This window comes from Nocardia yamanashiensis NBRC 100130 (assembly GCF_001613325.1).
Taxonomy (GTDB): Bacteria; Actinomycetota; Actinomycetes; order Mycobacteriales; family Mycobacteriaceae; genus Nocardia; species Nocardia yamanashiensis.
In genome coordinates, this window is the sequence record NZ_BDCD01000011.1 from 341,322 (window position 1) to 367,174 (window position 25,853).

The window sequence follows — 25,853 nt, forward strand, 5'->3', positions numbered from 1 at the left end:
ATGCCCGCTGATTCCGGTTCCGGTTCGCGTCGTCGTCATGTACCGACCGACGCGGATTTCGTGCTGGATGTGCGCAGTCTGGGACGTGCCCCGGGATCGATGAAGGATCTGCGCCGCACCGTCACCACCAAGGAGAAGATCGGCCTGGATCTGGTCGCGATTCCCGTTGGTGCGCAGGTCGAGCTGGATCTGACATTGCAGTCGGTATCCGAGGGTGTACTCGTCACCGGCACCGTGACCGCGCCCATCGAGGGCGAGTGCACGCGCTGCCTGGAGCCTTTCACCGACGAGATCGAGCTGCAGCTCACCGAGCTTTTCGCCTACCCGGACAGCGCTACCGAGCAGACCACCGAGGAAGACGAGATCCCGCGCCTGATCGAGGACACCATCGATCTGGAACCGGTGATCATCGACTCCGTCGGCATGGAACTGCCTCTGCAGCCGCTGTGCGAGGAGGACTGCGCGGGACTGTGCCCGGAATGCGGCATACGGATGGCGATTGCGGAATCCGGCCACTCCCATGAGATACTTGACCCTCGCTGGGCCGGGCTCGCGAATTTCGCGGTCGAATCCCCTGGTACGGGTGCCAATGGCACGCTGCCAAAACAGTCAGCCGAAACAGATTCAGAGGAGAACTAGTCGTGGCCGTTCCGAAGCGCCGGATGTCTCGTGCCAACACCCACGCACGGCGTAGCCAGTGGAAGGCCGCCGCGCCGACCCTGATCACCTGCCCGAACCGGGCCTGCGGTCAGCAGACCCTCCCGCACATCGCGTGCCCGTCCTGCGGCACCTACAAGGGCCGTCAGGTCACCGCGGCGGTCTGATCCGCCCGATTCTCACCGACGTGACCGCCAGCAAGGACGCTGCCGACATCCCCGCCGTGGGTGACGCAGCAGACCACGCCAGCCTGCTCGAGGCGCTCGGCGTAGACGTACGACCGGATCTGTTGCGCCTGGCGCTGACACACCGGTCGTACGCCTATGAGAACGGTGGCCTCCCCACCAACGAGCGCCTGGAGTTCCTGGGCGATTCGGTGCTCGGTCTGAGCATCACCGAACGTCTCTACCTGGAGCATCCCGACAAATCCGAGGGTGAGCTGGCGAAGCTGCGCGCGAGCGTGGTGAACATGCACGCGCTCGCCGAGGTCGCGCGCGGGCTGGGCGAGGGCGGCCTCGGCCGTCACCTGCTGCTCGGCAAGGGCGAAGAGCTCACCGGCGGCCGGGACAAGCCGAGCATTCTCGCCGACGGCATGGAATCGCTGCTGGGCGCCGTGCATCTGCAGCACGGCATCGAAGTCGCCCGCAGCGTGGTGCTGCGGCTGTTCGCCGCACTGCTCGAGCGCGGTCCCCGCATGGGCGCCGGGCTCGATTGGAAGACCAGTCTCCAGGAGCTGACCGCCGAGCGTGGCATCGGCGTGCCGGCCTACGAGATCACCTCCACCGGACCCGACCACGACAAGGAGTTCACCGCCACCGCGGTGATCGGCGGGAAGGGTTACGGCCAGGGGGTGGGCCGCTCCAAGAAGGAAGCGGAACAGAAAGCCGCGGGCGCTGCGTATCAGGCGTTGAACGCCGAGAACGCGTCCGAGGGTGCGGATTCGGCCAAGAGCTAGGGCCGGATGCCGGAACTCCCCGAAGTCGAAGTCGTACGGCGCGGGCTCGCCGAACATGTGGTGGGCCGCGTCGTCGATTCGATCGCCGTCAAGCACGAACGTTCGGTGCGGCGGCATATTCTCGGCGGTGACGATCTCGCCGCCCGCCTGACCGGTCTGCGTGTCGAATCCGCGAATCGGCGGGGCAAGTTCCTGTGGCTCACCTTCGATGAGCCCGATACTTCACTCGTCGTGCATCTGGGCATGAGCGGGCAGATGCTGGTGCAGCCGGCCGACGCTCCGCTCGAGAAGCACGCGCACATCATCGCTCGGCTCGACGACGGCAGCGAACTGCGTTTCGTGGATCAGCGCACCTTCGGCGGCTGGATGCTGTCGGATCTGGTCGAGGTGGACGGCACCTGGGTGCCGGAATCGGCGGCGCATATCGCCCGCGACCCGCTGGATCCGTTGTTCGACGCCGATCGCGTGGTGAAGACCTTGCGCGGCAAGCAATCCGAGATCAAGCGGCTGCTACTGGATCAGACCGTGGTGTCCGGCGTCGGCAATATCTACGCCGACGAGGCGCTGTGGCGGGCGAAGATCCACGGCGAGCGCCCGGCCGCCAAGCTCACCAAGCCCGCGCTGCACAACCTGCTGGTCGAGACCCAGCACGTGATGGGGGAGGCGCTGCTGGCCGGCGGCACCTCGTTCGACGCCCTGTACGTCAATGTCAACGGCCAGTCCGGCTACTTCGAGCGCTCGCTCAACGCCTACGGCCGCGAACACGAACCGTGCCGGCGCTGCGGGGCTCCCATGGTGCGGGAGAAGTTCATGAACCGCTCGTCGTTCTCCTGCCCGAGGTGCCAGCCGCGCCCGCGCGGCTGATCCGGTCACCGGTACGTCCGATCGGAGCCTCCCTACTGAAGGGCTTGACGCGCTACCGTTTTCACAGCGGCATCGGGTGATGCCGGCCGGAGGAACTGATGCGCAAACTGACCTACTACGTCGCGGCGACGATCGACGGGTTCATTGCTACCGACGAGGGTTCGGTGGATTTCTTCCCCGTCGGGGGTGATCACGGTCCGGCAATCATCGCGCAGTATCCCGAGACGCTGCCGACCAAGGTGCGCGAAGCACTCGGGGTGGACAAACCCAGCCACAATTTCGACACCGTGATCATGGGCCGCAAGACGCACGATTTCGGGGTGCGGACGGGAACGTCGAGCCCCTATTCGCATCTGCGGCAGTTCGTGGTCTCCACCACGCTGCCCGAGGCCCCCGCGTCGGATGTGGAGCTCATTTCGAGCGATCCGCTGGCGCGGGTGCGAGAGCTCAAGCGGGAGAAGGGGCTCGGCATCTGGCTGTGCGGCGGCGGGGAGCTGGCGCAGGAGCTGCTGCCGGAGATCGACCAGGTCTTCCTGAAGCTCTACCCGATCGTGCTGGGCAAGGGGCGGCCGCTGTTCGGCGAATGCGCCCGCCTGCCCGACGCCGCCCGCTTCCGCGTGCTGACCAGCCGCGTGTTCGAGGACGGCGTGGCGTTCATCAAGTACAGCCGGATCCGCTGAATCCGGCTGGAGAGGAAACAGCGGCCCGCTCCGGCCGGGAGCGGGCCGTGCGCTCGTTTCAGAGAATGGCGACCGCGACCACGAGCCCGAGGGCGAAGTGCGCGGCGGCGACGACCAGGGCCTCGGTGGTGAACTGCGGCTTGTGCAGCACGGCGCCGATATCGATGCCGAAGACGAGCTCGAGCACGCGCACCGAGACCACCTGCGCCACAATGCCGACCAGGCCGTACACGGCGGCGGCGATCAGGCCCTCGCCGAGCTTGCCCGCCGAGGAGTAGATGGCCAGCACCACGATGAACGCCATCGACAGCATGCCCGCCGCGCTCACCACGACCGCGTTGGGCAGCCCCTGCGCGACCAGGCTCCGCAGGCTGCCGGGCGTGGTGAGGTCGACGGCGAAGAAGCCGACGAGCATGAGCACCAGGCCCACCAGCGCGTAGAGGAGGATCGCGCCTACGCCACGGCCGAGCGAACTCCAGTACCCCGCTTCGAGCGCGAGAGTGGTGGTCATTCTTGGTCCTCCAGGGTGGTGGGTCGAACTGGTAGTAGGTGGGGGTCGCGGGGTCAGGACTGCGGGATGCGGTGCGGGACGAAGGCCGCCCCGTCATCGGTGATGAGCCCGGCGGTTTCGCGGATGCCGAGCCCGGCGGAGGTGTCGCCGACGATCCAGGCGCCGAGCACCGGCCGCATGCCGTCGAATTCCGGTAGCGGGTCCAGCAATTGGTAGACGTAGCCCTCGGCGCCGTACACGCCGCCGGTGGCGGTTTCCAGGCCCGCGCCCACAATGGTCATGTTCGCGCCCTCGCGGCCCAGCTTCGGCTTGCGAATGTACTCGGTCAGCTCGTGCGGATCGTCGAGGTAGGTGGGCAGCAGGTTGGGGTGTCCCGGATACATCTCCCACATGACCGCGAGCAGGGCCTTGTTGGAGAGCAGGGTCTTCCACAGCGGTTCCAGCCACATGGACTGCGGCAGTGAGCCGACCACGCGCTTGCCGAAGTCGTCGTCGAGGACCCATTCCCACGGGTAGAGCTTGAAGATGGAGTCGATGGGCGCCTCGGCCAGATCCACGAAACGTTCCAGCTCCGTGTCGAACCCGATCTCCTCGATGGGCAGCGCGACGGTGTCGAACCCGGCTTCGGCGGCGGTCTCCTGCATGTACGCGGTGGTGACGTTGTCCTCGCCGCTGGCGTCCGCGCCGGACCAGGTGAAGTGCAGTTCCGCCGTCGGCAGCAGGTCGCGTATCTCGCCCCAGCGTTCGACCAGCTTCTCGTGCAACGAATTCCACTGATCGTCGTCCGGGTGCGTGTCGGTCAGCCAGTGCCACTGCACGATCGCCGCCTCCAGCAGGGAGGTGGGCGTATCGGCGTTGTACTCCAGCAGTTTCGCCGGACCGCGGCCGTCGTAGCGCAGGTCGAAGCGGCCGTACACGTGCGGGTCGGAGCGCTTCCAGGAATTGGCGATGGGTTCCCAACTCCATTGCGGCAGACCGAAATCGGCGAAGCGCTCGGTGACCACGATCTGCTCGACGGCGTGCAGGCACATCGAGTGCAGCACCTCGACCTGGGCTTCCAGGGCCAGGATCTCGGCCATGTCGAACTCGTAGTGCACCGATTCGTCCCAGTACGGGCGCGGCTGCCCGGAGGCGTCGCGGCCGGGCGAACCGTACACCAGCCCTTGGCTTTCGATGATCTGCTGCCAGCCCGCGCGGGGAGTGCTGCGGATGCGTCGCATTACGACCCGCTGCCGCTCGACTTGGAGCCGAGCCCGCCGCGCTGGATGGTGGTGCCGCTCTTGGTGGTGATGCTCGCGCCCTTCGGTTTCACCGTCGTGCCGCCGCTGGGCGCCTTGCCGACGGTGTTGCTGCCGCCGCCGTAGTAGTACCGGTACTGGCCGCCGTTGAAGATGTAGATGCCGCCGCCGTGATACGTGCCGGAAGTGCCCGAGGCCGTGGCCTTCTGGCAGTTGTCGTCCGGCACGATGATCTCCTGATCGTCGTGGTCGGCGGTGATGGTCTGGCCGTTGCCGAGGCTGACCACCTGCCCCTTCTGGGCGATGATGGTGCAGTAGGCGGTGACCTCGGGCGCGGTGAGCGCGCTGTAGGCGAGGTAGCCGCCGCCGACCAGGCCGGCCACGCCGACCACCGCGATGCCGCCGATCAGCAGCTTCTTGCGTTTCTTCTTCTTGGCCTGGGCCGCTTCGGCTTCCGCGCGTTCCTGCTCCTCGGCGCGCTTGCGGGCCTTGTCCCGGGTGCGGGCCTCGGCCACCGTGGGCGGACGCGGCTGGGTGATCCCGGCCTCCTGACGCGACATGCTGCCGCGCCGGGGTGCGGGCGGGGGCACGGGAGTCGGCAGGCCGGGCAGCGGCGCGGTCGGTATGCCGGGCATGCCCGGGATCGGCTCGGTCGGTGTGGCGAAGCCTGGGGCGCCGGGTGTGGCGACGCCCGGAGTGGTGGGCGCGCCGGCCGGCGGCGTGCCGGGCGCGGCCGGTGCCGGAGCGCTCGGCGTCGCCTCTTCCGGCGGCTTGTGCTCGGTTTCGGTGGGCCCGGTGTCCGCGGCGCTGATGCGCGAATCGTCCTCGGCGGGACCGTTTTCGGAGGGGCGGTTCGGATCGTCCGGTTTACCGCCGAAGCGTTCAACGGCCAACGATCGACTCCTTGAACTCTCCGCGCACTAACGCTCCTCGAATCCGCTCATTCCGCCCTGTGGGGTGCCCCAGTCTTCCACAACCAGATCCACCCGCCCCGGAGTATTCCCGGAACGTAGCAGGGTGAGCAAGGATTCGCAGTCCGCCCGCGCGCCTTCGGCGATCACGTGCACCCGGCCGTCGCGATGGTTGCGCGCGTACCCGGTGAGCCCGAGTTCGAGGGCTCGCGACCGCGTCCACCAGCGGAAACCAACCCCTTGGACGGTTCCGTGCACCCAGGCGCTGAGCCGCACCGGGCCGCCCGTCATTCGTCGATCTTGAAGGTCAGATTGACGGTGGTGCCGGCCTTCAGCGTCCGCCCCACGGTGCACACCCGGTCGATGGACCGCTGCGCCGCGACCATCAGCCGCTCCCGGGTCGCCTCGTCCAGCTCGCTGAGATCCAGCTCCAGGACCTCGTTCAGCTCCGGGTACACCTCGTTCTCGCGATCGGCGTCGCCGGAAACCCGCACGGTGGCATCGAAGCTGTCGCCCAGCTTGCGCGACAGCGTGAAGTCGGCGCTGAGCCCGGTGCACCCCGCGAGCGCGATCTTCAGCAGCTCACCCGGAGTGAACGCGCCCGGCACGCCCTGCGAGGCGATGAGCACCTCGCCGCCGCGATTGTTGCGGCCGGTGTAGGCGCGAGTCCCGGTGCGCTCGGCCCACAATTCCACCGGTTCGGCGGATACGGCGGGTGCGGCGGTCTGCGGTGCGGCGGTCTGCTCGGACATAGCCACGATCCTCCCATTTGCTCGATGCGACCGGCACGAGGGTCATCCGTACATAGCGGACGTCACCGGCGAACCGGACCAGCGACGGAACCTGCTGCCCCGCCGCCTGTACCGGAACGCCCTTGCCGACGGCCGAATTCCGCGGCGGTAGCCCAGCTCACACCCACCGAAAGCGGCCGACGCCCCGAACCCGACAAGAGCTGGTGCTCGGTGGGCGATGGTCGAGAGCAGGCTCAGGGCACCAGGTCGGCTATGACCTCGGGCGTGAGGGACTTCAGCCCGTTGTCCGCCACGAGGGCGGCCAGGGCCAGCGCGTCGGCGGCGGGTGGGTAGCGCGGATGAGGGACGGCGATGACGGTCATGCCGGCCGCGGCGGCGGAGCGCAGGCCGTTGCTGGAGTCTTCGATCGCTACGCAGGCGGACGGGTCGATGCCGAGACCGGCCGCGGCGGCGAGGTAGCCGTCCGGGGCGGGTTTGCCGCGTTCGACCTCTTCGGTGGAGACGGTGGTGCGGAACAGGTTTCGCACGCCCATGTGGTCGAGGACGACATCGATGAGGCGGCGCGGGGAGGAGCTGGCCAGGCCGAGGGGATAGGCCGCGCCGAGGCGGCGGACCGTGTCGGCGGCGTCGGGCATGAGGGGGAGGTGGTCCGCGTAGCGGGCGGCCATGCGGGTGATGACGTCGTCGGCCACCTGGTCGGGGGTGCGCTTGCCGTCGAGCAGATCGGCGCTGAGGTACTCGGCCCATTCAGCGGTGCTCATGCCCATCAGGCGGTCCTGGGTGTCGGACAGCCAGCGGCCACCGAGCTCGTCGATGTAACCGCGCCGCACCTCCTCCCAGATCGGTTCGGTGTCGATGAGTACGCCGTCCATATCGAAGACGATGGCTGCTACGGGCATAGGTCCCATCGTCGCCGATAGCCTGCGCACGGAGCCCGGCGACCCGGCCTACGCACTGGCCGGTCCGATGACGCCACCCCTCCGGGAGTCATCGGACCGGCCGGCCGCGCTCTCAGCGAGTCAGCGAGGCGGTGAGTCGGAGCGCGTGGGCGCGGGGCGCAGTCGTGCGGCCAGGATTTCTGTGCCGGGTCCGGTCACCCCATCGAATCCGGCTGGGCGGCAGGTGATCAGGAGCAGCAGGGCGAGCATCGGGCCGCGGATTTCCGCGCCGGTGCCGTGGGTCCACTCGGTGTCGGTGGCGACCAGGCGCAGGCCGTCGAGTCGGTGGCGTTTCCAGAGTGGGAGTGCCACTTCCACGGCACGGTCGGCGCCGGCGGCTGCGGCCTCGGGGGTGACGGGCAGGGTGCGGCCGAGGGGGATGGCGATGTCTTGTCCGTGCACGATGGTGTCCATCACGATATTGCGATAGTTGGTGAGCTTCGGCAGTTTTCGTGACGCCGCGTGCTCGCGCAGTAGCGCTGCCGGGTCGAACCCGGGTTGTTCGGCGAAATGCTGGGTCAGGATGTCGACCAGGCGGTTGTAGTTGCCGCGTGCCCGGATCATGAACGGCACCAGCGCGATCAGCGGCGGCGCGATGGGCGTTCCGGCGACGTGGGCGGCGACCGTGCGCACCGTCCAGCCCCCGCACAGCGACGGCGTCTCCCACTCCTCGGGCGTGAGGGTGTCGAGCAGGTCGGCGATGGCGAGCCGCTGCTGTGCTATCACCTGCCAGCTTGTTTCGCGGTCCATGACGGTTACCTCCGGGGAAGTCAATGGAAGTCGAGCACCGGACGCCGAGTTCGCTTGAGCTCGAAGAAGTCCGGATAGGCGGACAGGGTGCGCACGGAGTCGAACAGCGCCAGCGCGGCGGCTCCGCGCGGCACCGAGGCGAGCACCGGCCCGAAGCAGGCGTGCCCGTCGATGCACAGCACGGGTGTGCCCACATCGGTCCCGACCGCGGCGATGGCCGCGTCGTGGCTGGCGTGCAGTCCCGGGTCGTAGCGGTCGGTGCGGCTCGCGGCGGTGAGGGCGGCGGGCAGTCCGGCTTCGAAAAGCCCGGCGGCGACGGCCTTGTCGAGCAGTTCCGACCACGGTCGCGGGTCGGCGCGCCCGCGCAGCACCACATCGGTGTGCTCCGGGGTGAACAGGAATCCCGCGGTGGCGCTGTAGAAGTCGCGCAGCGACTCCGCACCGTAGAGCTGATCGACCGCGGCGGCGATGCGGGTGACGTCGGTGGCCCGGCGGATCTGCCGGTGCTGGTCACGGGGTAGTTCGCGGCCTCGGTTCAAGCGCGCCAGGCTCATCAGCCGCAGCCGGAGTTCGAGGGGCCGCTGCCGGGCGACTTCACCGAGCCAGCGATAGGCGATCCAGGTGTAGGGGCAGGCCGGGTCGACGAAGAGTTCGACGGGGCATTTGGTGGGTGCCGACATCGGGTGCCTCCCGTAGGATTAGTCAGCGTGTCTGACTAATATAGTCAGAGAGTCTGACTATCGTCAAGGAGTGGAATGGCCGCCGATGAGATGAACGTGGGCCTGCTGATGATGATCGCCCACCGGTCCATGGAGACCCGGATCTTCGATGCCCTGGCCGAATCCGGGCACGGCGACATCACCCTCGCGCAGGGCCGGCTGGCCGCGCAGATCGATCCGGACGGCACCCGGCTGACCGAGCTCGCCGAGCGCGCGCGCATCACCAAGCAGACCGCGGGCTTCCTGGTCGATCAGATGGAGCGGGCCGGTTATGTGGAGCGCGTGCCCGACCCCACCGACGGCCGCGCCCGCCTGGTCAAGCTCAGCGCGCGCGGCCAGGCCATGGCCGATTTCTCGAACCGCATCGCCGCCTCGATCCAGGACGAATGGGCCGCGCACCTGGGCCCGAAACGCATGGGGCAGTTGCGCGAAGCCCTGACCCGGCTGCGGGAGATCGCCGACCCGTACCTATGACGCTGTCCGCCATGTCTACTCACTGACGCGGTGTCCATTCACTGAGACGGTTCGCCCGAACCCCCGCGCGAACCACGACCGGTCTCTAGCGTCGGATTCGGCAGACGAACACGCGCAAGTGAATACCGAGGTGGGCCGTGAGCACGGTCAAGGACATCTACGATCCGCAGCTGTATGTCGACGGTCCGATCCACGAGATCTTCACCGAACTGCGGAGCACCCAGCCGGTGTACTGGCAGGACATGCCCGGCGAACCCGGCTACTGGGCGATCCTCAAACACGCCGATGTGGCGCACGTGGCGCGCAATCCGGTGCTGTTCTCCGCCGAACGCGAGGGCGTCATCCTGGAGAACCAGCCCCCGGAACGGCTGGAGCAGACCCGCAACATGCTGCTCATGATGGACCCGCCGCGCCACACCGACTACCGCAAGCCCCTCGCTGAGCATTTCAAGGCCCGCGTGGTCGGCGAGATGGCCGACCGCATCCGCGAACTCACCCGGGCGCTGCTCGAAACCGCCGACGGCGACGTCGAATTCGTGCACGATATCGCCGGCGTACTGCCCAGCCAGGTGGTCGGCGGCCTGTTCGGCATTCCGGCCGAGGACTGGCCCAGCCTGCGGCAGTGGGCGGAACAGTCGGTGAGCCAGCAGGATCCGGACCTGGTCGGCGATTTCGACGCCACCGCCGAGGTCACCAAGATGGCCATCTACGCCATCCAGTTCGCCATGCGCCGCCGCACCGAACCGCCCGCCGCCGATCTCACCTCGCTCATCCTGGCCGGCAATTTCGGCGGCAACCCCATGTCGGACTTGGAGTTCGGCAGCTTCTTCACCCAGCTGGTGACGGCCGGCAACGACACCACCAAGACTATGCTCTCCTCCGGCCTGGAACTGCTGCTCCAGCATCCGGACCAGCTGCGGGCGCTGCGCGAGCACCCGGCCCTCATCCCCGGTGCGGTCGAGGAGATCCTGCGCTACGCCAACCCGCTGCACTACTTCCGGCGCACCGCCACCGCCGACACCGAAATCAACGGCGTCCCCATCAAATCCGGCGACAAGGTGGCCATGTGGTACACCTCCGCCAATCGCGACGAGGACGTCTTCGCCGACTCGCAGACCTTCGACATCCGGCGAAATCCCAATCCGCACCTGTCCTTCGGCCTGGCCCAGCACTTCTGCCTGGGCGTGCACCTGGCCCGCCTGGAAGGCCGCATCTTCTTCGAGGAACTGCTCAACCTGTTCCCGGATATCGAGCAGACCGGCGAATCCCGCCGCATCCGCTCGAACCTCAACAACGGCCTGAAATCCCTGCCGATCCGCCTGTCCCGCTGAGGCTTTCAGGCCTGGAAGCGATAGCCCATACCGGCCTCGGTGAGCAGATGCTTCGGGTTCGAGGGATCGTCCTCGAGCTTGCGGCGCAGCTGGGCCAGATAGACGCGCAGATAGTGGGTTTCGGTGGCATACGCCGGACCCCACACCTCGCGCAGCAGTTCGCGGCGGCCGACCAGCTTGCCGCGATTGCGCACCAGCATTTCCAGCATGCCCCATTCGGTGGGGGTGAGGTGGACGGTCTTGCCGTGCCGGGTAACCTGCTTGGCCGCGAGATCCACTGTGAAGGACGGCGTTTCGACGACCGGTTCGGCGGTCTCGGTGGTGGTGGCCGAGCGGCGGACGGCGGCGCGCAGGCGGGCCAGCAGTTCGTCCATGCCGAAGGGTTTGGTGACGTAGTCGTCGGCGCCGGCGTCGAGGGCCTCGACCTTGTCCGAGGAGTCGGTGCGGGCGGACAGCACGATCACGGGGGTGGTGGTCCAGCCGCGCAGGCCCGCCAGCACCTCGATGCCGTCCATATCGGGCAGGCCGAGATCGAGCACCACCACGTCCGGGTGCTTCTCGGCGGCGGCGCGCAGGGCGGCCGCGCCATTGGCGGCGGTGGTCACCTCGTAGCCGCGGACCGACAGATTGATCCGCAGGGCGCGCAGAATCTGTGGTTCGTCATCGACGACCAGGACTTTGATCGGCGCTGCCGCCGGATTGCTCACTCGGACTCCTGTTCGTTGCCGGCCGGTAGGTCGATGACCATTGTCAGGCCACCGCCGGGGGTGGGTTCGGCGTGCACGGTGCCGCCCATGGCATCCACGAAACCGCGGACCACCGACAGCCCGAGGCCGACACCGGTGGAATTGTCGCGATCGCCGAGCCGCTGGAACGGTTCGAAGAGCTGGTCCTCCAGGCCGGTCGGCACGCCCGGACCGGTGTCGACCACGGTGACGGCCACGCGCTTGCCGGTGTTCTCGGCCGCCACCCGGACGGTGGATTCGCTGGGGGAGTAGCGAATCGCATTGTCGATGAGGTTGGCCAGCACCCGCTCCAGCAGGCCCGGATCAGCGGTCACCGAGACCGCGTCCACATCGACCTTCACCCGGTCCATGGCGCTGCGCCGCAACCCGCGGGTGCCCATGCTCATCAGCGCGTGATGCACCACCTCGTCCAGGTAGACCCGCCGCATCTGCGGCTGGATGACGCCCACCGCCAGCCGGGAGGAATCGAGCAGGTTGCCGACCAGCGCGGTCAGCTGATCCACCGATTCCTCGATGGTCTCCAGCAGTTCGGCGGTGTCCTCGGGCGAGAACTCGACATCGTCGCTGCGCAGGCTGGACACGGCGGCCTTGGCGGCGGCCAGGGGCGTGCGCAGGTCGTGGCTGACCGCCGACAACAGGGCGCGGCGCAGCTTGTCGGCCTCCAGGACCGCCTGCGCCGCACTGGCTTCCGCGCGCAGACGCTGCTGATGCACCATGCCCGCGGCCTGATTCGCCACCGCGCCGAGCACCAGCCGGTCGGCGGCGGTGAGGGGATGGCCGCACAGCAGCAGCCAGTGCATATCGTCACCGGCTTCCAGCGCGGTCTCGGCATCGCACACCTGGGTCGCCGGCCGGTCGCCGACGGAGGCGATCACCTCGTGGTCGGTGATCAGGCTGACCGAGGTCTGGTTGTAGGTCTCGCGCGCCCGCTCCAGCAGCGCGGGCAGGTCCGCGCCGTGCAGGACCGCGCCCGCGAACAGGGTGAGCAGTTCGGCCTGCCGGGATGCCTTGCGCGCCTCGCGGGTTCGCTTGGCGGCCACATCCACCAGCGCCGCCACCGCGACGGCCACCACCAGCAGCACCACGATGGTCATGAAGTTGTCGAGTTCGGCGATGGTGAGGCTGTGCCGCGGCGCGGTGAAGTACCAGTTCAGCAGGATGCCGGAGAGCAGCGCGGACAGTGCGGCCGGCGCCACGCCGCCGAGCAGCGAGACGCAGATGACGCCGATGAAGAACACCGCGCTCTCGCCGCCCAGGTCCAGCCAGCGATCCAGCCACAGCAGCACCCCGCAGATCGCGGACGGCACCACCAGGGCGGCGAGCCAGGAGCCGAGCAGGCGTTCGCGCGGGGCGAGGGAGGACCAGCGGAAGCCGGGATTGGATTCCTCGTGGGTGACCATGTGCACGTCGATCTTCCCCGACTCCTGCACCACCGCCGCGCCGATGCCCTCGTCGAGCACGCGCGCCCAGCGGGAGCGCCGCGAGGTGCCGAGCACCAGCTGGGTGGCGTTCACCTGGCGCGCGAAATCCAATAGCGCCGTGGGCACGTCGTCACCGGTGACAGTATGCAGGCTGGCGTCCAGGCCGGTGGCCAGATCGCGCAGCCGGGCCAGCCGCTGCGCCGACACCCCGGCCAGCCCGTCCCCGCGCACCACGTGCACCACGATGAGTTCCGCGCTGGACTTGGCCGCGATCCGGCTAGCCCGCCGCACGATGGTCTCCGATTCCGGCCCGCCGGTCACCGCCACCACGACCCGTTCCCGGGCCTCCCAGGTATCGGTGATCTTGTGGTCGGCACGGTATTTGGCGAGCGCGGCATCGACCTGATCGGCCAGCCACAACAGCGCCAGCTCGCGCAGCGCGGTCAGATTCCCGGGCCGGAAGTAATTGCGCAGCGCCGCGTCCGCCCGGTCGGCGGCATACACGTTGCCGTGGGAAAGCCTGCGCCGCAACGCTTCCGGCGTGATGTCCACCAGCTCGACCTGATCGGCTTCGCGAACCACCCAGTCCGGCACGGTTTCCCGCTGCACCACACCCGTGATCTGCTGCACCACATCGTTCAAGCTCTCCAGGTGCTGCACGTTCACCGTGGAGATCACGTCGATGCCCGCGTCCAGGATGTCGTGCACATCCTGCCAGCGCTTCTCGTGCCTACCCCCGGGCACATTGGTGTGCGCCAGCTCATCCACCAGCACCACCGCCGGCCGCCGCCGCAGCACCGCGTCCACATCCAGTTCGGGCATGGTGGTCCCGCGATACTCCACCAGCTTCGGCGGAATCCGCTCGATCCCGCCCAGCATTTCCGCGGTCTTGGCCCGCCCGTGCGTCTCGACCACGGCCGCGACCACATCGCGTCCGCGTTCGAGCCGCCGGTGTGCCTCCGAGAGCATCGAGAACGTCTTGCCCACACCGGGGGCAGCGCCCAGATAGATGCGTAGTTGGCCGCGTTTCACTCGTCCATCATCGCGGGTAGCGCGCGGAAGCCGGGCTCGGCCGCGCGGGCGCGGTCACGATTCGCCTCGGCGGCGGACAGCGCGCGCAGCAACAGCGCGGCAGCCACGAAGCCGACAATCACCATCAATGTGACCGCTAAGTCGGGCACGGCCTTCTCCTTGTTCGCACCGGTAGTGGGGCCCGGGCAGGCGAGTCGGTGCGCGCGTCCGGGCCTGTTCTGTCTACCGCCGTAAAGACGGGAGCGCCCGGTCCTGACGGTTTCTTTACGGAGAGCCGGGCGTCCTTGACGAGATCGCAGCGACGCTCCGGGAAATCTCGTAAGCGGAGTGTCAAGGCGGTCGTGCGCAACGCTAAGAAGCCGTAAAGAACCTCGGAATCGGCCCGATCGGGCGCTTGACTCGCTCCGGCGCATCTTGCGATGCGGCACCGAAGTAGAGAGGTTTCGAAATGTCCGTCGTGGTGTTCACGGTGCTGACGGTGGCGCTCTTCGCCCTGCTCGGCTTGATCCAGCGCGGGGTGGAGCGGTTGTGACGCAGAACGTTATCGGTCTGGTGCTGGCCGTTGGCGTCGCCGTCTATCTGATTGCGGCGCTGTTGTTCCCGGAGAGGTTCTGAGTGAGCACGACTACAGCGGGGATCGTCTTCGCGGCGGCCCTGATCATCGCGCTGGCCGTGGTGCATGTGCCGCTCGGCGATTACATGTACCGCGTCTACAGCAGCGAGAAGCATTCGCGCGCCGAGCGCGTCATCTATCGCGTGATCGGTGTGAAGCCGGGCGTGGAGATGACCTGGGCGGTGTACGCCCGCAGCGTGCTGGCCTTCTCGGCGGTCAGCATCCTGTTCCTTTTCTTCTTCCAGCTGATTCAGGGCAAACTGCCGCTGCACCTGAACGATCCGGCGACCGAGATGACCCCGGCGCTGGCCTGGAACACCGCGGTCAGCTTCGTGACGAACACGAACTGGCAGAACTACTCCGGTGAATCGACCCAGGGTCACCTGGTGCAGATGGCCGGGCTCGCGGTGCAGAACTTCGTGTCCGCGGCGGTGGGCATCGCGGTGGCGGTGGCCCTGGTGCGCGGGTTCGCGCGCCGGCACACCGGTGATCTGGGCAATTTCTGGGTGGATCTGGTGAGGGGATCCATCCGCATCCTGCTGCCGATCGCCTTCGTGTCGGCCATCGTGCTGGTCGCGGGCGGCGCCATCCAGAACTTCCAGCTGCACAGCCAGGTCGCCGAGACGGTCGCCGGTGCGCAGCAGACCATTCCGGGCGGGCCGGTGGCCAGCCAGGAGGTCATCAAGGAACTCGGCACCAATGGCGGCGGCTTCTACAACGCCAACTCCGCGCACCCGTTCGAGAACCCGACCACCTGGACCAACTGGATCGAGATCTTCCTGCTGCTGGTGATCTCGTTCTCGCTGCCGCGCACCTTCGGCCGCATGGTCGGTTCGAAGAAGCAGGGCTACGCCATCGTGTCGGTAATGGGCGTGCTGGCGATTCTCAGCCTGATGCTGACCAATCTGTTCCAGTTGCAGCACCACGGCACGGTGCCGACCGCCATCGGCGCGTCCATGGAGGGCGTGGAAACCCGCTTCGGCGTATCGAATTCGGCGACCTTCGCGACCGCGACCACGCTGACCTCGACCGGTGCGGTGGATTCCTTCCACGACTCGTACACCAGCCTCGGCGGCATGATGACCATGTTCAATATGCAGCTGGGCGAGGTCGCGCCGGGCGGCACCGGATCCGGTCTCTACGGCATGCTGATCCTCGCGGTCATCACCGTCTTCGTGGCGGGCCTGATGGTCGGCCGCACGCCGGAGTACCTGGGCAAGAAGATCACGCCGCGCGAGATCAAGCTCGCGGCGTCCTACTTCCTGATCTCGCCGCTGGTGGTGCTGATCGGCACCGCGACCGCCATGGCCATGCCGGGGCAGCGCGCGGGCATGCTGAACAGCGGCCCGCACGGCCTGTCGGAAGTGTTGTACGCCTTCACTTCCGCCGCCAACAACAACGGCTCGGCCTTCGCCGGTCTGACCGGCAATACCGAGTGGTACAACACCGCGCTCGGCCTGGCCATGCTGTTCGGCCGTTTCCTGCCGATCATCTTCGTGCTCGCATTGGCCGGTTCGCTCGCCCAGCAGGGCAGTACTCCGGAGTCGATCGGCACGCTCCCGACCCATCGCCCGCAGTTCGTCGGCATGGTCGTCGGCGTGACCGTCATCCTGGTCGCCCTGACCTTCCTGCCCGCGCTGGCGCTCGGGCCGCTCGCCGAAGGAATTCACTGAAATGTCTGCTCCCACCATGGAAAACGCGGCGCCGGAAGCGCCGGTGCAGGGGCGGGTATCGAGCGGCCTGTTCGACCCGCAGCTGCTGCTGAAATCGCTGCCGGACGCCTTCAAGAAGCTGGACCCGCGCTCGCTGTGGCGCAATCCGGTCATGCTGATCGTGGAACTCGGCGCGGTCTGGTCGACCATCCTGGCCGTCGCCGATCCGAGCTTTTTCGGCTGGGCGATCGTCGTATGGCTTTGGGCCACCGTGCTTTTCGCCAATCTCGCCGAAGCCGTGGCCGAGGGCCGGGGCAAGGCGCAGGCCGATACCCTGCGCAAGGCCAAGACCGATACCGTCGCCCGCAAACTGGTGGACTGGTCGCCGGGCGCGCGGGTGGTCGAGCAGAGCGTGGCCGCACCGGATCTGCAGCGCGGCGACTATGTCGTGGTCGAGGCCGGGCAGGTCATTCCGGGTGACGGCGATGTCGTGGAAGGCATCGCGTCCGTGGACGAATCGGCCATCACCGGTGAATCCGCGCCGGTGATCCGCGAATCCGGCGGCGACCGTTCCGCGGTCACCGGCGGCACCACGGTGCTGTCGGACCGGGTCGTGGTGCGGATCACCCAGGAACCGGGCGGCTCGTTCATCGACAAGATGATCGCGCTGGTCGAGGGCGCCTCGCGGCAGAAGACGCCGAACGAGATCGCGCTGAACATCCTGCTGGCCGCGCTGACCATCATCTTCGTGTTCGCGGTGGTCACCTTGCAGCCGCTCGCCATCTACTCCAAGGTGAGCCTGCCCGGTGTGCCGGACAGCATTTCGCTCACCAACGACGGCATCAGCGGCATCGTGATGGTGTCCCTGCTGGTCTGCCTGATCCCGACGACCATCGGCGCGCTGCTGTCGGCCATCGGCATCGCCGGGATGGATCGCTTGGTGCAACGCAATGTGCTGGCCATGTCGGGCCGCGCGGTCGAGGCCGCCGGTGACGTCAACACGCTGCTGCTGGACAAGACCGGCACCATCACCCTGGGCAATCGCCAGGCCGCGGACTTCGTGCCGATGCCGGGCGTGAGCGCCGACGAATTGGCCGACGCCGCACAGCTTTCCAGCCTCGCGGACGAGACCCCCGAGGGCCGCTCCATCGTGGTGTACGCCAAGCAGGCCCACAACAAGCGTGAGCGCACCCCCGGCGAGCTGACCGGCGCGACCTGGGTGGAATTCACCGCCCAGACCCGGATGTCGGGCGTGGACCTGGCCGGCAAGCATCAGCTCCGCAAGGGTGCGGCCAGCGCCGTCACCGAATGGGTGCGCTCGCAGGGCGGTTCGGTGCCGGTCGAGGTCGGCGCGGCCGTGGACGGCATTTCCGCGTCCGGCGGCACCCCGCTGGTGGTCGCGGAGGTCAAGGACGGCACCGCCCGGCTGCTCGGCGTCATCCATCTCAAGGATGTGGTGAAGCAGGGCATGCGGGAGCGTTTCGACGAGATGCGCCGCATGGGCATCCGCACCGTCATGATCACCGGCGACAATCCCTTGACCGCCAAGGCGATCGCCGACGAGGCGGGCGTGGACGACTTCCTCGCGGAGGCCACCCCCGAGGACAAGCTGGCGCTGATCAAGAAGGAGCAGGCCGGCGGCCGCCTGGTCGCCATGACCGGCGACGGCACCAATGACGCGCCCGCGCTCGCGCAGGCCGATGTCGGCGTGGCCATGAACACCGGCACGTCCGCCGCGAAAGAGGCGGGCAATATGGTCGATCTGGATTCGGATCCGACCAAGCTCATCGAGATCGTCGAGATCGGCAAGCAGTTGCTGATCACCCGTGGCGCGTTGACCACGTTCTCCATCGCCAATGACATCGCCAAGTACTTCGCCATCATTCCGGCGCTGTTCGTGGCCCTGTACCCCGGTCTGGATCTGCTGAACATCATGCGGCTGCACAGCCCGCAGTCGGCGATTCTGTCCGCGGTCATCTTCAACGCCCTGGTCATCGTGGCGCTGATTCCGCTGGCGCTGCGCGGTGTGGCCTACAAGCCGGCGGCGGCGTCGAAGCTGTTGAGCCGCAACCTGTCCGTGTACGGCGTGGGCGGCATCATCGCCCCGTTCATCGGCATCAAGCTGATCGACCTCGTCGTCCAATTCCTCCCCGGGATGTCCTGAAATGCGCATGTCAACTTGGATCAGGCAACACGTGGCCGCCCTGCGCGCGCTGCTGGTGCTCACGGTGATCACCGGAATCGTCTATCCGGTGGCGGTTTTCGCGGTGGCGCAGCTGCCGGGACTGAAGGACAAGGCGGACGGTTCGCTCATCGAGCGGGACGGCAAGGTCGTCGGGTCCAGCCTGATCGGGCAGTCGTTCACCGACGCCGACGGCAAGGCGCTGACGCGGTACTTCCAGAGCCGGCCGTCGGCGGCGGGCAGCGGCGGTTACGACCCGACGGCTTCCGGTGCGAGCAATCTCGGCCCGGAGTCCTTGGTGGACAGCGCACCCGGCAAGACCGCGCTGCTGACCACCGTGTGCGCCCGCAGCAAGGCCATCGGCGAGCTCGAGGGCGTGGACGGCGGCCGGCCGTTCTGCACCCCCGGCGGAGTGGGCGCGGTGCTGTCGGTCATCGGCCCGCGCGCGGCCGACGGCGAGGTCGAGCGTCCGGCGAAGGTGGTGAGCGTCAACGAGTTCTGCTCGGTGACCACGACCCCGTTCATTCCCGAGTACAAGGGCGTGAAGGTCGAATGCGCGGCGGAGGGCGAGGACTACTCGCTGGGCCGTATCGTGCCGATCCGCGGTGACGCGCCGGCCGTCTCGGCCGTGCCCGCCGACGCGGTGACCGCCAGCGGCAGCGGCCTGGATCCGAACATCTCCCCGGAGTACGCGGATATCCAGATCGCCCGCGTCGCCAAGGCCCGTCATATCTCCGAGGACCAGGTGCGCGCGCTGGTCGACGCGCACAGCTACGGCCGCGATCTCGGCTTCTTCGGACAGCCCCGGGTCAATGTGGTCGAACTGAACCTCGATCTGGACGGCAAGTTCCCGGTCCAGGGCTGAGCTACCTGCCGGGCGTACACGAGGTCGGGTCGGGCAGCTCGCCGCACGGGGCGTTCCCGTACGAGCGCAGCACGTCCTTCCCGGCCTTGTCCGTGAGGTAGCGCAGGAAGGCCGCGGCCAGCGAATCGGCGGGGAGTTCGCCGTAGCTGTAGGCGTATTCGACGCTCCAGAACGGGTAGGCGCGGGCCAGCACTTCTTCCCGGCTGGCGCCGTGCCCGCCGATGGTGATCGTCTTGACGCCGGAAGCCTTCACCGCATCGGAGTATTCGCTGTATCCGATGGCTCCCGGCAGCTCTGCGACCGCCTTGAGCACGTCCTTCGTGACCGGTACCTCACAGAACGCCGGGCCGGGCGGATTCGTCTGCTGGATGTTGCGGCACAGGTCGGTGGGCAGCGCAGGGGGCTGCTCGTCGCCGAAGATGCGCGCTCGGAAGGCATCCCGGCTGCCGGAGCCGAGCGATCGATGCACCACCCGCACCGCCTGATCCGGTCCGCCGAGCTGGGACCAGTTGGCCACCCGGCCCGCGTACAGGTCACGCAGCTGCTGGACGCTCAGGTCTGGCAGGGTGATGCCGGGGTGCACGATCATGGTGAACGCGGACAGGGCCAGGGCGCGGGGTTTCAGGTTCGGGAAGCCCGCCCCTTTGGAGCCGTCGGTGATGGCCAGCAGACCCGGATCGCCCTTGCCGTCGGTGTCCACCCGGGCGAGACCGCGTTCGCTGCCGTCGAATTCGAAGGTGAAGTTCGCTTTCTCGCAGTGCTTGCGATAGGAGTTCGCGGCCTCGCGGACGGCGGGCTCGAAGGCGGTGGAGCCGACCAGGGTGAGAGTGCCTGCCACGCAATCGGTATCGGCCCGGGTGGTGTCGGTGTTCAGCGCCATGACGAACTGCACCGTCACCACCGCGGCGAGGAAGCAGATGAGCGCCAGCACCCGGCGCGAAAGCCCGGTATTGCTGGTGGTTTCGGCGACCCGCCCGCCCTTGATCTTGACTCGGACGGCCGGTGCGGGCGCGTCCCCAGTACCGCCGGTGCGCTGCAGAATGGCCAGGATCTTGTAGTGGTCCTTGCGATTCAACGGCACCTTGGGCAGATCGATAATGCCGACCCGATGCGGCCCGTCCTCCCGTGCCCCGATGCCGCTGCCCGGCCGCAGGCTGTCGCCGAGCGCGTCGTCGCTGAGCTCGTTGACCGCCATGCCGATGACCCGCCGGTCCGGGAAATGAATGTGCAGACCGACCGGATCATGGTCGGGCGCGGCGTAATCCGAGGCGTCGATATTCGACCGGCCGCTGTTCTCGATGCGCACCAGCACCACCGACAGATCGTGCAGATCCGGTGCGGCCGCCCCGCCGTCGGGCCGCAACTGCGGCAGCACGCCCGGGAACACCGACTCGATCTCACCGGTGACGGGCGTGTCCATCTGTACCCGGTAGCCGAGCCGCTTGCGCCCACCAGCAGGAATTCCCAGAAGAACGCCATCAGCGACACCGCGATAGCCGTGATCCCCAGCACGTTATCGAGTGGAAAATCTTCCACCGAACCCCCGAATTCTATTGTGTCGGTTCCCTATCGGATGCCTACCACCAGCCGAGGATCGGCTGCAGCCGTCGCCCCAGTTCCGGGGCGAGCGATCGCGAATAGCTCGCGGTCAGGTGGTGTTCATCGTGATACACGAGAATATTGCCCTCGACCACCGCGCAGACGTCCGGCTCGCAAACGGCATCGTTCAAATCGATGACGTGCACGTGCGGGAACGAAGACGCCGGGGCCAGTGCGGGATTCACCGCGGACAGCGCTTCGGGGCGTTTCAGGCCGCAGCTGACGCGATTGCCGCCCGAGGCCAGGCAGTCGATGGCGCGGTAGCGAATGCCGTTGCGGCGCAACCAGGGCGTGTCCCGGATGGTGATCACGTTCAGGCCCTCGCTCGAAAGCTCCTGCCAGACATCGAGATAGTCCTGCGGGGTCTCGTCGCCGCCGCTGTCGGCGGGACGGGTGCCGGTGGTGAAGACCCAGTCGGGGCGTTCGGTGCCGAGCCGGTCGATGACCTCGCGCGACCAGTCCTTGCAGTCCGGATTCTGCTGGCCCTTGTACATGGGTTCCTCGGCCACGGTCAGCGGGCAGCCCATCTTGAGATAGACGACGATCTTGAACCGGTACTGCTCGCCGAGGATCTGCAGCGCCGGAATCCAGTGCTCGGCATGGGAATTGCCGACCACCGCCAGGGTGCGGTGCGCGTTCTTGTCACCGTATTCGCAGGTGATCACCGAGCGGGTGTCGAAATCGGCGATACAGCCGTCCCGGGTCGGGTAGGCGATATCGGCGGGCGCCTCCTCGATGGTGGGGCGCATGACCGCGCGCGGCACCAGCGCGCCCTCGGTGAGCGCCTCCGCGCCAGGGTATTTGGCGGGATCCAGTTCGCCGACGGCATGCGCCTTGGCGCTGTTGCTCCACTGCCAGGCGATGGCCGAACCGAGCACCAGCACGCCCACCGTCGACACCGCCACGCCGGTCAGCAGCCGGGCGCGGGCGGGCGCGGCAGGCCGGGAGCGCAGCCGCAGCGGCTCCTCCACGAAGCGATGGGTGAGGTAGGCCAGCGCCAGCGAGACCACGATGATGAGCAGCCCGCCCAGCGCCCCGGCCTCGCGTTCGTGCCGTTCGCCCAGATAGAAGATGAGAATCGGCCAGTGCCACAGGTAGAGCGCGTAGGCGAAGCCGCCCAGCGACACCACCGGCGCGGCGGCCAGCAGCCGGTTCACGGTGGGCTGCGCGGCGGTGGTCAGGCCCGCGCCGGACGCGATCAGCGCCGCGGTCGCGCCGACCGGGAGGAGCGCGGCCGGGCCGGGGAAGACCATCGCGCCGTGCACGAGCCAGCCGCAGGCCACGATGGCGGCGATGCCGATCCAGGCCAGCGCTTCGCGCGCGAGCTTCGGCAGCCGCAGATGCGGGACCGCCAGCGCCAGCAGCGCACCGGTGAGCGGCTCCCAGGCGCGGGCGAAGGTGTCGTAGTAGTTCCAGCCCTGCTGGGTCGAAACCCCTTCGGCCGCATACCAGAACGAGGTGAGCGCCAGCACGCCGAACAGCACGGTCAGGCACCAGCGGATCATGCCGAGGGTGCCGGTGTGCCGCCAGACCCGGTATACGGGGGCGATACGCCAGGCGCCGGCGCGTCCGGCGCGGCGGCACAGCCAGGTGACGCCCGCGATGATCAGCAACAGGGCCAGGTACATCTGGCCCTGCACCGACATCGACCAGAGGTGTTGCAGCGGGCTGACGGACGGGTCGGCGGCCAGGTAGTCCGACCAGGACAGGGCCAGATACCAGTTCTGGTAGTAGAACAGCGAGGCCACGGTCTGGCCCGCGATATCGGACCAGCGGGTGTGGGGGAGCAGTACGACGGTGGCGACGACCACGGCGGCCAGCACCACCACCATCGCAGGCAGCAGGCGGCGCAGGGTGCGGCGCACGGTCGCCGACACACCGACCGGGCCGTGCTCGGCGCGGCGCAGCAACATTCCGGTGAAGAAGAAACCGGACAGCACCAGGAATACGTCCACGCCGCCGGAGACCCGGCCGAACCAGATGTGGAACGCCACCACCAGGGCGATGGCGACCCCGCGCAAACCGTCCAGATCCAGCCGATAGGCGGCCGAGCGGCCCGAATCGGACGCCGGGGCGTCGGCGGGGACGCGCTCCGGAGTCGGCGGCGAGGGCTGCGCGGTGCTGGATATGAACATGGCGGCGACCATTCTCGTATCGGTTGCTCGAAATTACCCAATCCGCGCGGAGATCTTGACCGTAATGTGGCCTATGTCGCGGTCAGTGCGGGTTTTCGGACGGGTCAGGCCAGTACGAAATAGCGTAGCCAGAGATACGGCGCGGCCACCGCGACGGTCACCGCGGTCACGATCGCGCCCTTGCGGGTGAACTCCCAGAACGAGATGGGATGGTCCGACCGCCGGGCGATCCCCAGCATCACCACATTCGCGCTGGCGCCGACGGCGGTCAGATTGCCGCCGAAGTCCGCGCCGATCGCCAGCGCCCACCACAGCGCGTCACTCTGTGCCGGATCGTCGATGGTGGCGACCAGATCGGCAACCAGCGGGCTCATGGTCGCCACGTACGGAATATTGTCGATCACCCCGGACAGGACGGCCGACACCACCAGGATCAGCATGGTGGCGATCAGGGCGTCGCCGCCGGTGAGTTCGGTGGCCGCGCGCGCGAGCCGTTCGATCACACCGGTTTTCACCAGCGCGCCGATCATGACGAACAGGCCCGCGAAGAACAGCAGCGTCTCCCATTCCACCGACGACAGGTAATCCCGTTGCGGCAGACCGGAGATCAGCACCAGTACGCCCGCACCGAGCAGCGCCACCACCGCCGGTTCCAATCCGAACACGCCGTGGCCGAAGAAGCCGGCGAAGACGGCGGCCAGCACCACCCCGCATTTGATCAGCAGACGCGGATCGCGGATGGCCTCGCGCTCGTCGAGCAGCATGATGTCGGCCGCGCGCGCCGGATCCACGTCGAACGCGCCCCGGAACAGGCGCGGCAGCAGCAGCGTGAACACCAGCAGCGCGATCAGCACGATCGGCGACATGTTCAGCACGAAATCGTTGAACGACAGGCCGGCCCGGCTGCCGATGATGATGTTGGGCGGATCCCCGATCAGGGTGGACGCGCCGCCGATATTGGAGGCCAGCACCTCGGCGATGAGGAACGGCGCGGGCGGCACCTCCAGGCGTTCGCACACCAGCATGGTGACCGGCGCGATGAGCAGCACGGTGGTGACATTGTCGAGGAAGCCCGACGCGGTGGCGGTGATCAGCACCAGCAGGATCATCACGCGCAGCGCGGAACCCTTGGCGCGCTTGGCCGCCCAGACGGCCACGTATTCGAAGACGCCGGTCTGGCGCAGCACGCCGACGATGATCATCATGCCGAGCAGCAGGAAGATGACGCCCCAGTCGACGCCGGTGTCCTGCGAATAGAAGGCGTCGTCGGCGCTCTCGATGCCGAGCAGCAGGATGATGCCGGCGCCGCACAGCGCGGCGGTGGTCTTGTGGACGCGTTCGGTGGCGATCAGCACGTAGGACGCGGTGAAGACGAGCACCGCGATCGCGGTGGCGGTCATGCCGGACGCCCCGGCGGGCTCAGTTGTTCAGCGCCACTTCCAGCAGCCGCGAGGAGGTGATCACGCCGAGCAGCCGTTTGCCGTCCTGCACCGCGACCAGCGGCGACTTGTACTTGGCCATGAGCGCGGCCACCTCGACGATATTGTCGTCGGCCTTCGCGGCCGGGATCTCGCTCAGCCGTTCCGGAATGACATCGCGGACCTTCTTGCCCTGCAAGCGTTTCGCCACCTGACCGCACATGGTCTCGTTCAGCACCCCGGCCAAGGAGGGATCGTCCTGTACGTACTTCGGCACGATGAACAGCACCACCTGCGAGGCGGGCAGCACGGCCTGCGGGGAACCGTCCGCCGCGGTGACCAGAATGCCCGGTAGCCGATGCTCGGCCAGCAGTCGCGCGGCGTCCATCGCATCGCAATCCATATCGATCACCGGGTATTCCTCGGCCATCTGTGCTGCACGCATACGTGCAGGATACGGCGGCGCGCCGGGGTATCACGCGAAGAGAATACGTCAAGATCGAATAGCGGCGCGGCATCGGAACTCCCAGGTCGGACCCTACGATTCGAGGTTTCGAATCGGCCGACCAGACTTCCCGGCACACCACAAGACAGGATTGCGTCAAAAATCATAGTCCGGGCCGCGCGGGGCGGGTCAGCGGGGCAGTTCATACACCCGGTAGGGGGCGCCGATCACGGTGTGCGAAACATTGCGCACCGCAACGCCTCCGGGGGTGCGGCCGAACTCGGCGCCATTGTGCGCGTGACCGTGCACGGCCAGTTCCGCCCCGCCCGCGTCGATGGCCGTGGCGAGTTCCTGGCAGCCCAGCCCCGCGTAGATCTTGGGCGGCTCGCCCCGCAGCGTGTCCACCACGGGCGCGAAATGCGTTAGCGCGATCCGCATGTCGCAGTCGAGGGTGTCCAGCGCGGCGTGCAGGCGGAGCGCGTCCACGGGGCCGCGGCGGTGACGTTCCCGATGCTCGGGGCTGCCTTCGTCGGGAGTGCCGGGGTAGCCGGGGAATCCGCCGCCGCCACCCATCACCCCGGCGATGCCGAGCCGGAATCCCTTGTGTTCCAGGGTGATCGCGTCGCCGTCGAGCATGGTCACGCCGATCTCGCTCAGCAGCACCGCGATTCGATACCCGAGCCGCCGGTCATGGTCGTGATTGCCCAGCACGCCCACCACCGGCACCGGCAGCCCGCGCACCTCGTCGCACAGCAGCTGCGCCTCCCGCAGCGTGCCGCTGTTGGTGAGATCGCCCGCCAGCAGCAGCACCTCCGCATGCTCGGCCAGCCCCAGGAACGCGTCCCGGAACCGTCCGCGCACGGCATCCCGCATGTGCAGATCCCCGACCGCCGCCACCCGCATACCCGTCAGCCAGCCACAGCTCGGCCGGGCTGTCAACGCCATTGCCGGGGGCGGCGGCGCGG

At 68.0% G+C, this 25,853-nt stretch carries 27 protein-coding genes; 11 read left to right on the top strand and 16 right to left on the bottom strand.

What is annotated here, in order from left to right:
* From NY1_RS12195 to NY1_RS12215, 5 genes are all read left to right on the top strand, one after another.
* Positions 1 to 639 (top strand): YceD family protein, encoded by a 639-nt coding sequence (locus NY1_RS12195; RefSeq protein WP_067711230.1) that lies wholly within the window; start codon positions 1 to 3, stop codon positions 637 to 639.
* A 2-nt stretch (positions 640 to 641) separates the two neighbouring features.
* Positions 642 to 824 carry a 50S ribosomal protein L32 gene (gene rpmF / locus NY1_RS12200; protein ID WP_067711232.1) on the top strand — a complete coding sequence of 61 codons (183 nt, stop codon included), beginning with the start codon at positions 642 to 644 and terminating at the stop codon, positions 822 to 824.
* A 20-nt stretch (positions 825 to 844) separates the two neighbouring features.
* Entirely contained in the window at positions 845 to 1,612 is a 768-nt protein-coding gene (gene rnc / locus NY1_RS12205) for a ribonuclease III (RefSeq protein ID WP_067711234.1), read from the top strand.
* A gap of 6 nt (positions 1,613 to 1,618) precedes the next feature.
* Positions 1,619 to 2,476 carry a bifunctional DNA-formamidopyrimidine glycosylase/DNA-(apurinic or apyrimidinic site) lyase gene (mutM, locus tag NY1_RS12210; RefSeq protein WP_067711236.1) on the top strand — a complete coding sequence of 286 codons (858 nt, stop codon included), beginning with the start codon at positions 1,619 to 1,621 and terminating at the stop codon, positions 2,474 to 2,476.
* Positions 2,477 to 2,574: 98 nt separating this feature from the next.
* Positions 2,575 to 3,156 carry a dihydrofolate reductase family protein gene (locus tag NY1_RS12215; protein WP_067711238.1) on the top strand — a complete coding sequence of 194 codons (582 nt, stop codon included), beginning with the start codon at positions 2,575 to 2,577 and terminating at the stop codon, positions 3,154 to 3,156.
* Positions 3,157 to 3,214: 58 nt separating this feature from the next.
* On the opposite strand, the gene NY1_RS12220 is transcribed toward NY1_RS12215, so the two are convergent.
* From NY1_RS12220 to NY1_RS12255, 8 genes are all read right to left on the bottom strand, one after another.
* A complete protein-coding gene (locus NY1_RS12220; protein WP_067711240.1) occupies positions 3,215 to 3,667 on the bottom strand; it encodes a DUF350 domain-containing protein in 453 nt (150 codons plus the stop codon).
* 53 nt (positions 3,668 to 3,720) lie between these two features.
* The gene (locus NY1_RS12225; protein ID WP_067711242.1) at positions 3,721 to 4,887 is read right to left on the bottom strand and encodes a glutathionylspermidine synthase family protein; all 1,167 of its coding nucleotides are present in this window, start codon (positions 4,885 to 4,887) and stop codon (positions 3,721 to 3,723) included.
* Positions 4,887 to 5,798 carry a hypothetical protein gene (locus tag NY1_RS44495; RefSeq protein WP_233434299.1) on the bottom strand — a complete coding sequence of 304 codons (912 nt, stop codon included), beginning with the start codon at positions 5,796 to 5,798 and terminating at the stop codon, positions 4,887 to 4,889. Before NY1_RS44495 ends, NY1_RS12225 begins: the two co-directional genes overlap by 1 nt.
* Before the next feature lie 27 nt (positions 5,799 to 5,825).
* The gene (locus tag NY1_RS12235) at positions 5,826 to 6,107 is read right to left on the bottom strand and encodes an acylphosphatase (RefSeq protein ID WP_067711244.1); all 282 of its coding nucleotides are present in this window, start codon (positions 6,105 to 6,107) and stop codon (positions 5,826 to 5,828) included.
* Positions 6,104 to 6,568 (bottom strand): OsmC family protein, encoded by a 465-nt coding sequence (locus NY1_RS12240; protein WP_067711245.1) that lies wholly within the window; start codon positions 6,566 to 6,568, stop codon positions 6,104 to 6,106. Before NY1_RS12240 ends, NY1_RS12235 begins: the two co-directional genes overlap by 4 nt.
* A 233-nt stretch (positions 6,569 to 6,801) precedes the next feature.
* Positions 6,802 to 7,467, bottom strand: coding sequence for an HAD family hydrolase (locus NY1_RS12245; protein ID WP_067711246.1), 666 nt, complete (start codon positions 7,465 to 7,467; stop codon positions 6,802 to 6,804).
* A gap of 120 nt (positions 7,468 to 7,587) precedes the next feature.
* Entirely contained in the window at positions 7,588 to 8,256 is a 669-nt protein-coding gene (locus tag NY1_RS12250) for a maleylpyruvate isomerase family mycothiol-dependent enzyme (RefSeq protein ID WP_067711248.1), read from the bottom strand.
* Between the two features lie 20 nt (positions 8,257 to 8,276).
* Complete coding sequence (locus NY1_RS12255) at positions 8,277 to 8,936, bottom strand: mycothiol-dependent nitroreductase Rv2466c family protein (RefSeq protein WP_067711249.1); 660 nt, start codon at positions 8,934 to 8,936, stop codon at positions 8,277 to 8,279.
* Between the two features lie 75 nt (positions 8,937 to 9,011).
* Here NY1_RS12255 and NY1_RS12260 point away from each other — a divergent pair, with 75 nt between their 5' ends.
* Together NY1_RS12260 and NY1_RS12265 are read left to right on the top strand one after the other, a co-directional pair.
* Positions 9,012 to 9,449 carry a MarR family winged helix-turn-helix transcriptional regulator gene (locus NY1_RS12260; RefSeq protein ID WP_067711251.1) on the top strand — a complete coding sequence of 146 codons (438 nt, stop codon included), beginning with the start codon at positions 9,012 to 9,014 and terminating at the stop codon, positions 9,447 to 9,449.
* Between the two features lie 137 nt (positions 9,450 to 9,586).
* Entirely contained in the window at positions 9,587 to 10,780 is a 1,194-nt protein-coding gene (locus tag NY1_RS12265; RefSeq protein ID WP_067711253.1) for a cytochrome P450, read from the top strand.
* A gap of 5 nt (positions 10,781 to 10,785) precedes the next feature.
* On the opposite strand, the gene NY1_RS12270 is transcribed toward NY1_RS12265, so the two are convergent.
* Genes NY1_RS12270 through NY1_RS42785 form a run of 3 tightly spaced genes read right to left on the bottom strand, consistent with a single transcriptional unit; the run spans position 10,786 to position 14,128 of the window.
* Positions 10,786 to 11,487 (bottom strand): response regulator, encoded by a 702-nt coding sequence (locus NY1_RS12270; RefSeq protein WP_305778644.1) that lies wholly within the window; start codon positions 11,485 to 11,487, stop codon positions 10,786 to 10,788.
* Positions 11,484 to 13,979 carry an ATP-binding protein gene (locus tag NY1_RS12275; RefSeq protein ID WP_067711255.1) on the bottom strand — a complete coding sequence of 832 codons (2,496 nt, stop codon included), beginning with the start codon at positions 13,977 to 13,979 and terminating at the stop codon, positions 11,484 to 11,486. The genes NY1_RS12270 and NY1_RS12275 overlap by 4 nt, the downstream gene beginning before the upstream one ends.
* Complete coding sequence (locus NY1_RS42785) at positions 13,976 to 14,128, bottom strand: hypothetical protein (protein WP_157762165.1); 153 nt, start codon at positions 14,126 to 14,128, stop codon at positions 13,976 to 13,978. The genes NY1_RS12275 and NY1_RS42785 overlap by 4 nt, the downstream gene beginning before the upstream one ends.
* Positions 14,129 to 14,507: 379 nt before the next feature.
* Between NY1_RS42785 and kdpF the strand changes: the two genes are divergently transcribed.
* Genes kdpF through NY1_RS12295 form a run of 4 tightly spaced genes read left to right on the top strand, consistent with a single transcriptional unit; the run spans position 14,508 to position 19,291 of the window.
* Entirely contained in the window at positions 14,508 to 14,594 is an 87-nt protein-coding gene (gene kdpF / locus NY1_RS44500; RefSeq protein ID WP_267888410.1) for a K(+)-transporting ATPase subunit F, read from the top strand.
* Complete coding sequence (gene kdpA / locus NY1_RS12285) at positions 14,595 to 16,265, top strand: potassium-transporting ATPase subunit KdpA (protein WP_067711257.1); 1,671 nt, start codon at positions 14,595 to 14,597, stop codon at positions 16,263 to 16,265.
* 1 nt (position 16,266) lies between these two features.
* On the top strand, positions 16,267 to 18,408 hold the full coding sequence (gene kdpB / locus NY1_RS12290) for a potassium-transporting ATPase subunit KdpB (protein WP_067711260.1): 2,142 nt from the start codon (positions 16,267 to 16,269) through the stop codon (positions 18,406 to 18,408).
* A 1-nt stretch (position 18,409) separates the two neighbouring features.
* Complete coding sequence (locus NY1_RS12295) at positions 18,410 to 19,291, top strand: potassium-transporting ATPase subunit C (RefSeq protein WP_067711262.1); 882 nt, start codon at positions 18,410 to 18,412, stop codon at positions 19,289 to 19,291.
* A 1-nt stretch (position 19,292) separates the two neighbouring features.
* Here the strand turns inward: NY1_RS12295 and NY1_RS12300 are convergent, their stop codons facing one another.
* The 5 genes from NY1_RS12300 to NY1_RS12320 form a co-directional block, all read right to left on the bottom strand.
* Complete coding sequence (locus tag NY1_RS12300; protein ID WP_233434300.1) at positions 19,293 to 20,711, bottom strand: substrate-binding domain-containing protein; 1,419 nt, start codon at positions 20,709 to 20,711, stop codon at positions 19,293 to 19,295.
* Between the two features lie 157 nt (positions 20,712 to 20,868).
* Positions 20,869 to 23,025: an acyltransferase family protein gene (locus tag NY1_RS12305; protein WP_067711571.1), complete on the bottom strand. Its 2,157-nt coding sequence runs from the start codon at positions 23,023 to 23,025 to the stop codon at positions 20,869 to 20,871.
* 104 nt (positions 23,026 to 23,129) lie between these two features.
* Positions 23,130 to 24,425, bottom strand: coding sequence for an ArsB/NhaD family transporter (locus NY1_RS12310; protein ID WP_067711264.1), 1,296 nt, complete (start codon positions 24,423 to 24,425; stop codon positions 23,130 to 23,132).
* A 19-nt stretch (positions 24,426 to 24,444) separates the two neighbouring features.
* A complete protein-coding gene (locus NY1_RS12315; RefSeq protein WP_067711266.1) occupies positions 24,445 to 24,888 on the bottom strand; it encodes a CBS domain-containing protein in 444 nt (147 codons plus the stop codon).
* Positions 24,889 to 25,077: 189 nt separating this feature from the next.
* Positions 25,078 to 25,833 (bottom strand): metallophosphoesterase family protein, encoded by a 756-nt coding sequence (locus NY1_RS12320; RefSeq protein ID WP_174567176.1) that lies wholly within the window; start codon positions 25,831 to 25,833, stop codon positions 25,078 to 25,080.
* Between the last annotated feature and the right edge of the window lie 20 nt (positions 25,834 to 25,853).

Bases quoted from the DNA above. Each gene is read 5' to 3' on its own strand.
- NY1_RS12195 (WP_067711230.1), top strand. From the start codon at position 1: ATGCCCGCTGATTCCGGTTCCGGTTCGCGTCGTCGTCATGTACCGACC.
- mutM (WP_067711236.1), top strand. From the start codon at position 1,619: ATGCCGGAACTCCCCGAAGTCGAAGTCGTACGGCGCGGGCTCGCCGAA.
- NY1_RS12215 (WP_067711238.1), top strand. From the start codon at position 2,575: ATGCGCAAACTGACCTACTACGTCGCGGCGACGATCGACGGGTTCATT.
- NY1_RS12220 (WP_067711240.1), bottom strand. From the start codon at position 3,667: ATGACCACCACTCTCGCGCTCGAAGCGGGGTACTGGAGTTCGCTCGGC.
- NY1_RS12225 (WP_067711242.1), bottom strand. From the start codon at position 4,887: ATGCGACGCATCCGCAGCACTCCCCGCGCGGGCTGGCAGCAGATCATC.
- NY1_RS12235 (WP_067711244.1), bottom strand. From the start codon at position 6,107: ATGACGGGCGGCCCGGTGCGGCTCAGCGCCTGGGTGCACGGAACCGTC.
- NY1_RS12240 (WP_067711245.1), bottom strand. From the start codon at position 6,568: ATGTCCGAGCAGACCGCCGCACCGCAGACCGCCGCACCCGCCGTATCC.
- NY1_RS12245 (WP_067711246.1), bottom strand. From the start codon at position 7,467: ATGCCCGTAGCAGCCATCGTCTTCGATATGGACGGCGTACTCATCGAC.
- NY1_RS12250 (WP_067711248.1), bottom strand. From the start codon at position 8,256: ATGGACCGCGAAACAAGCTGGCAGGTGATAGCACAGCAGCGGCTCGCC.
- NY1_RS12255 (WP_067711249.1), bottom strand. From the start codon at position 8,936: ATGTCGGCACCCACCAAATGCCCCGTCGAACTCTTCGTCGACCCGGCC.
- NY1_RS12260 (WP_067711251.1), top strand. From the start codon at position 9,012: ATGGCCGCCGATGAGATGAACGTGGGCCTGCTGATGATGATCGCCCAC.
- kdpB (WP_067711260.1), top strand. From the start codon at position 16,267: ATGTCTGCTCCCACCATGGAAAACGCGGCGCCGGAAGCGCCGGTGCAG.
- NY1_RS12295 (WP_067711262.1), top strand. From the start codon at position 18,410: ATGCGCATGTCAACTTGGATCAGGCAACACGTGGCCGCCCTGCGCGCG.
- NY1_RS12300 (WP_233434300.1), bottom strand. From the start codon at position 20,711: ATGGACACGCCCGTCACCGGTGAGATCGAGTCGGTGTTCCCGGGCGTG.
- NY1_RS12305 (WP_067711571.1), bottom strand. From the start codon at position 23,025: ATGTTCATATCCAGCACCGCGCAGCCCTCGCCGCCGACTCCGGAGCGC.
- NY1_RS12310 (WP_067711264.1), bottom strand. From the start codon at position 24,425: ATGACCGCCACCGCGATCGCGGTGCTCGTCTTCACCGCGTCCTACGTG.
- NY1_RS12315 (WP_067711266.1), bottom strand. From the start codon at position 24,888: ATGCGTGCAGCACAGATGGCCGAGGAATACCCGGTGATCGATATGGAT.
- NY1_RS12320 (WP_174567176.1), bottom strand. From the start codon at position 25,833: ATGGCGTTGACAGCCCGGCCGAGCTGTGGCTGGCTGACGGGTATGCGG.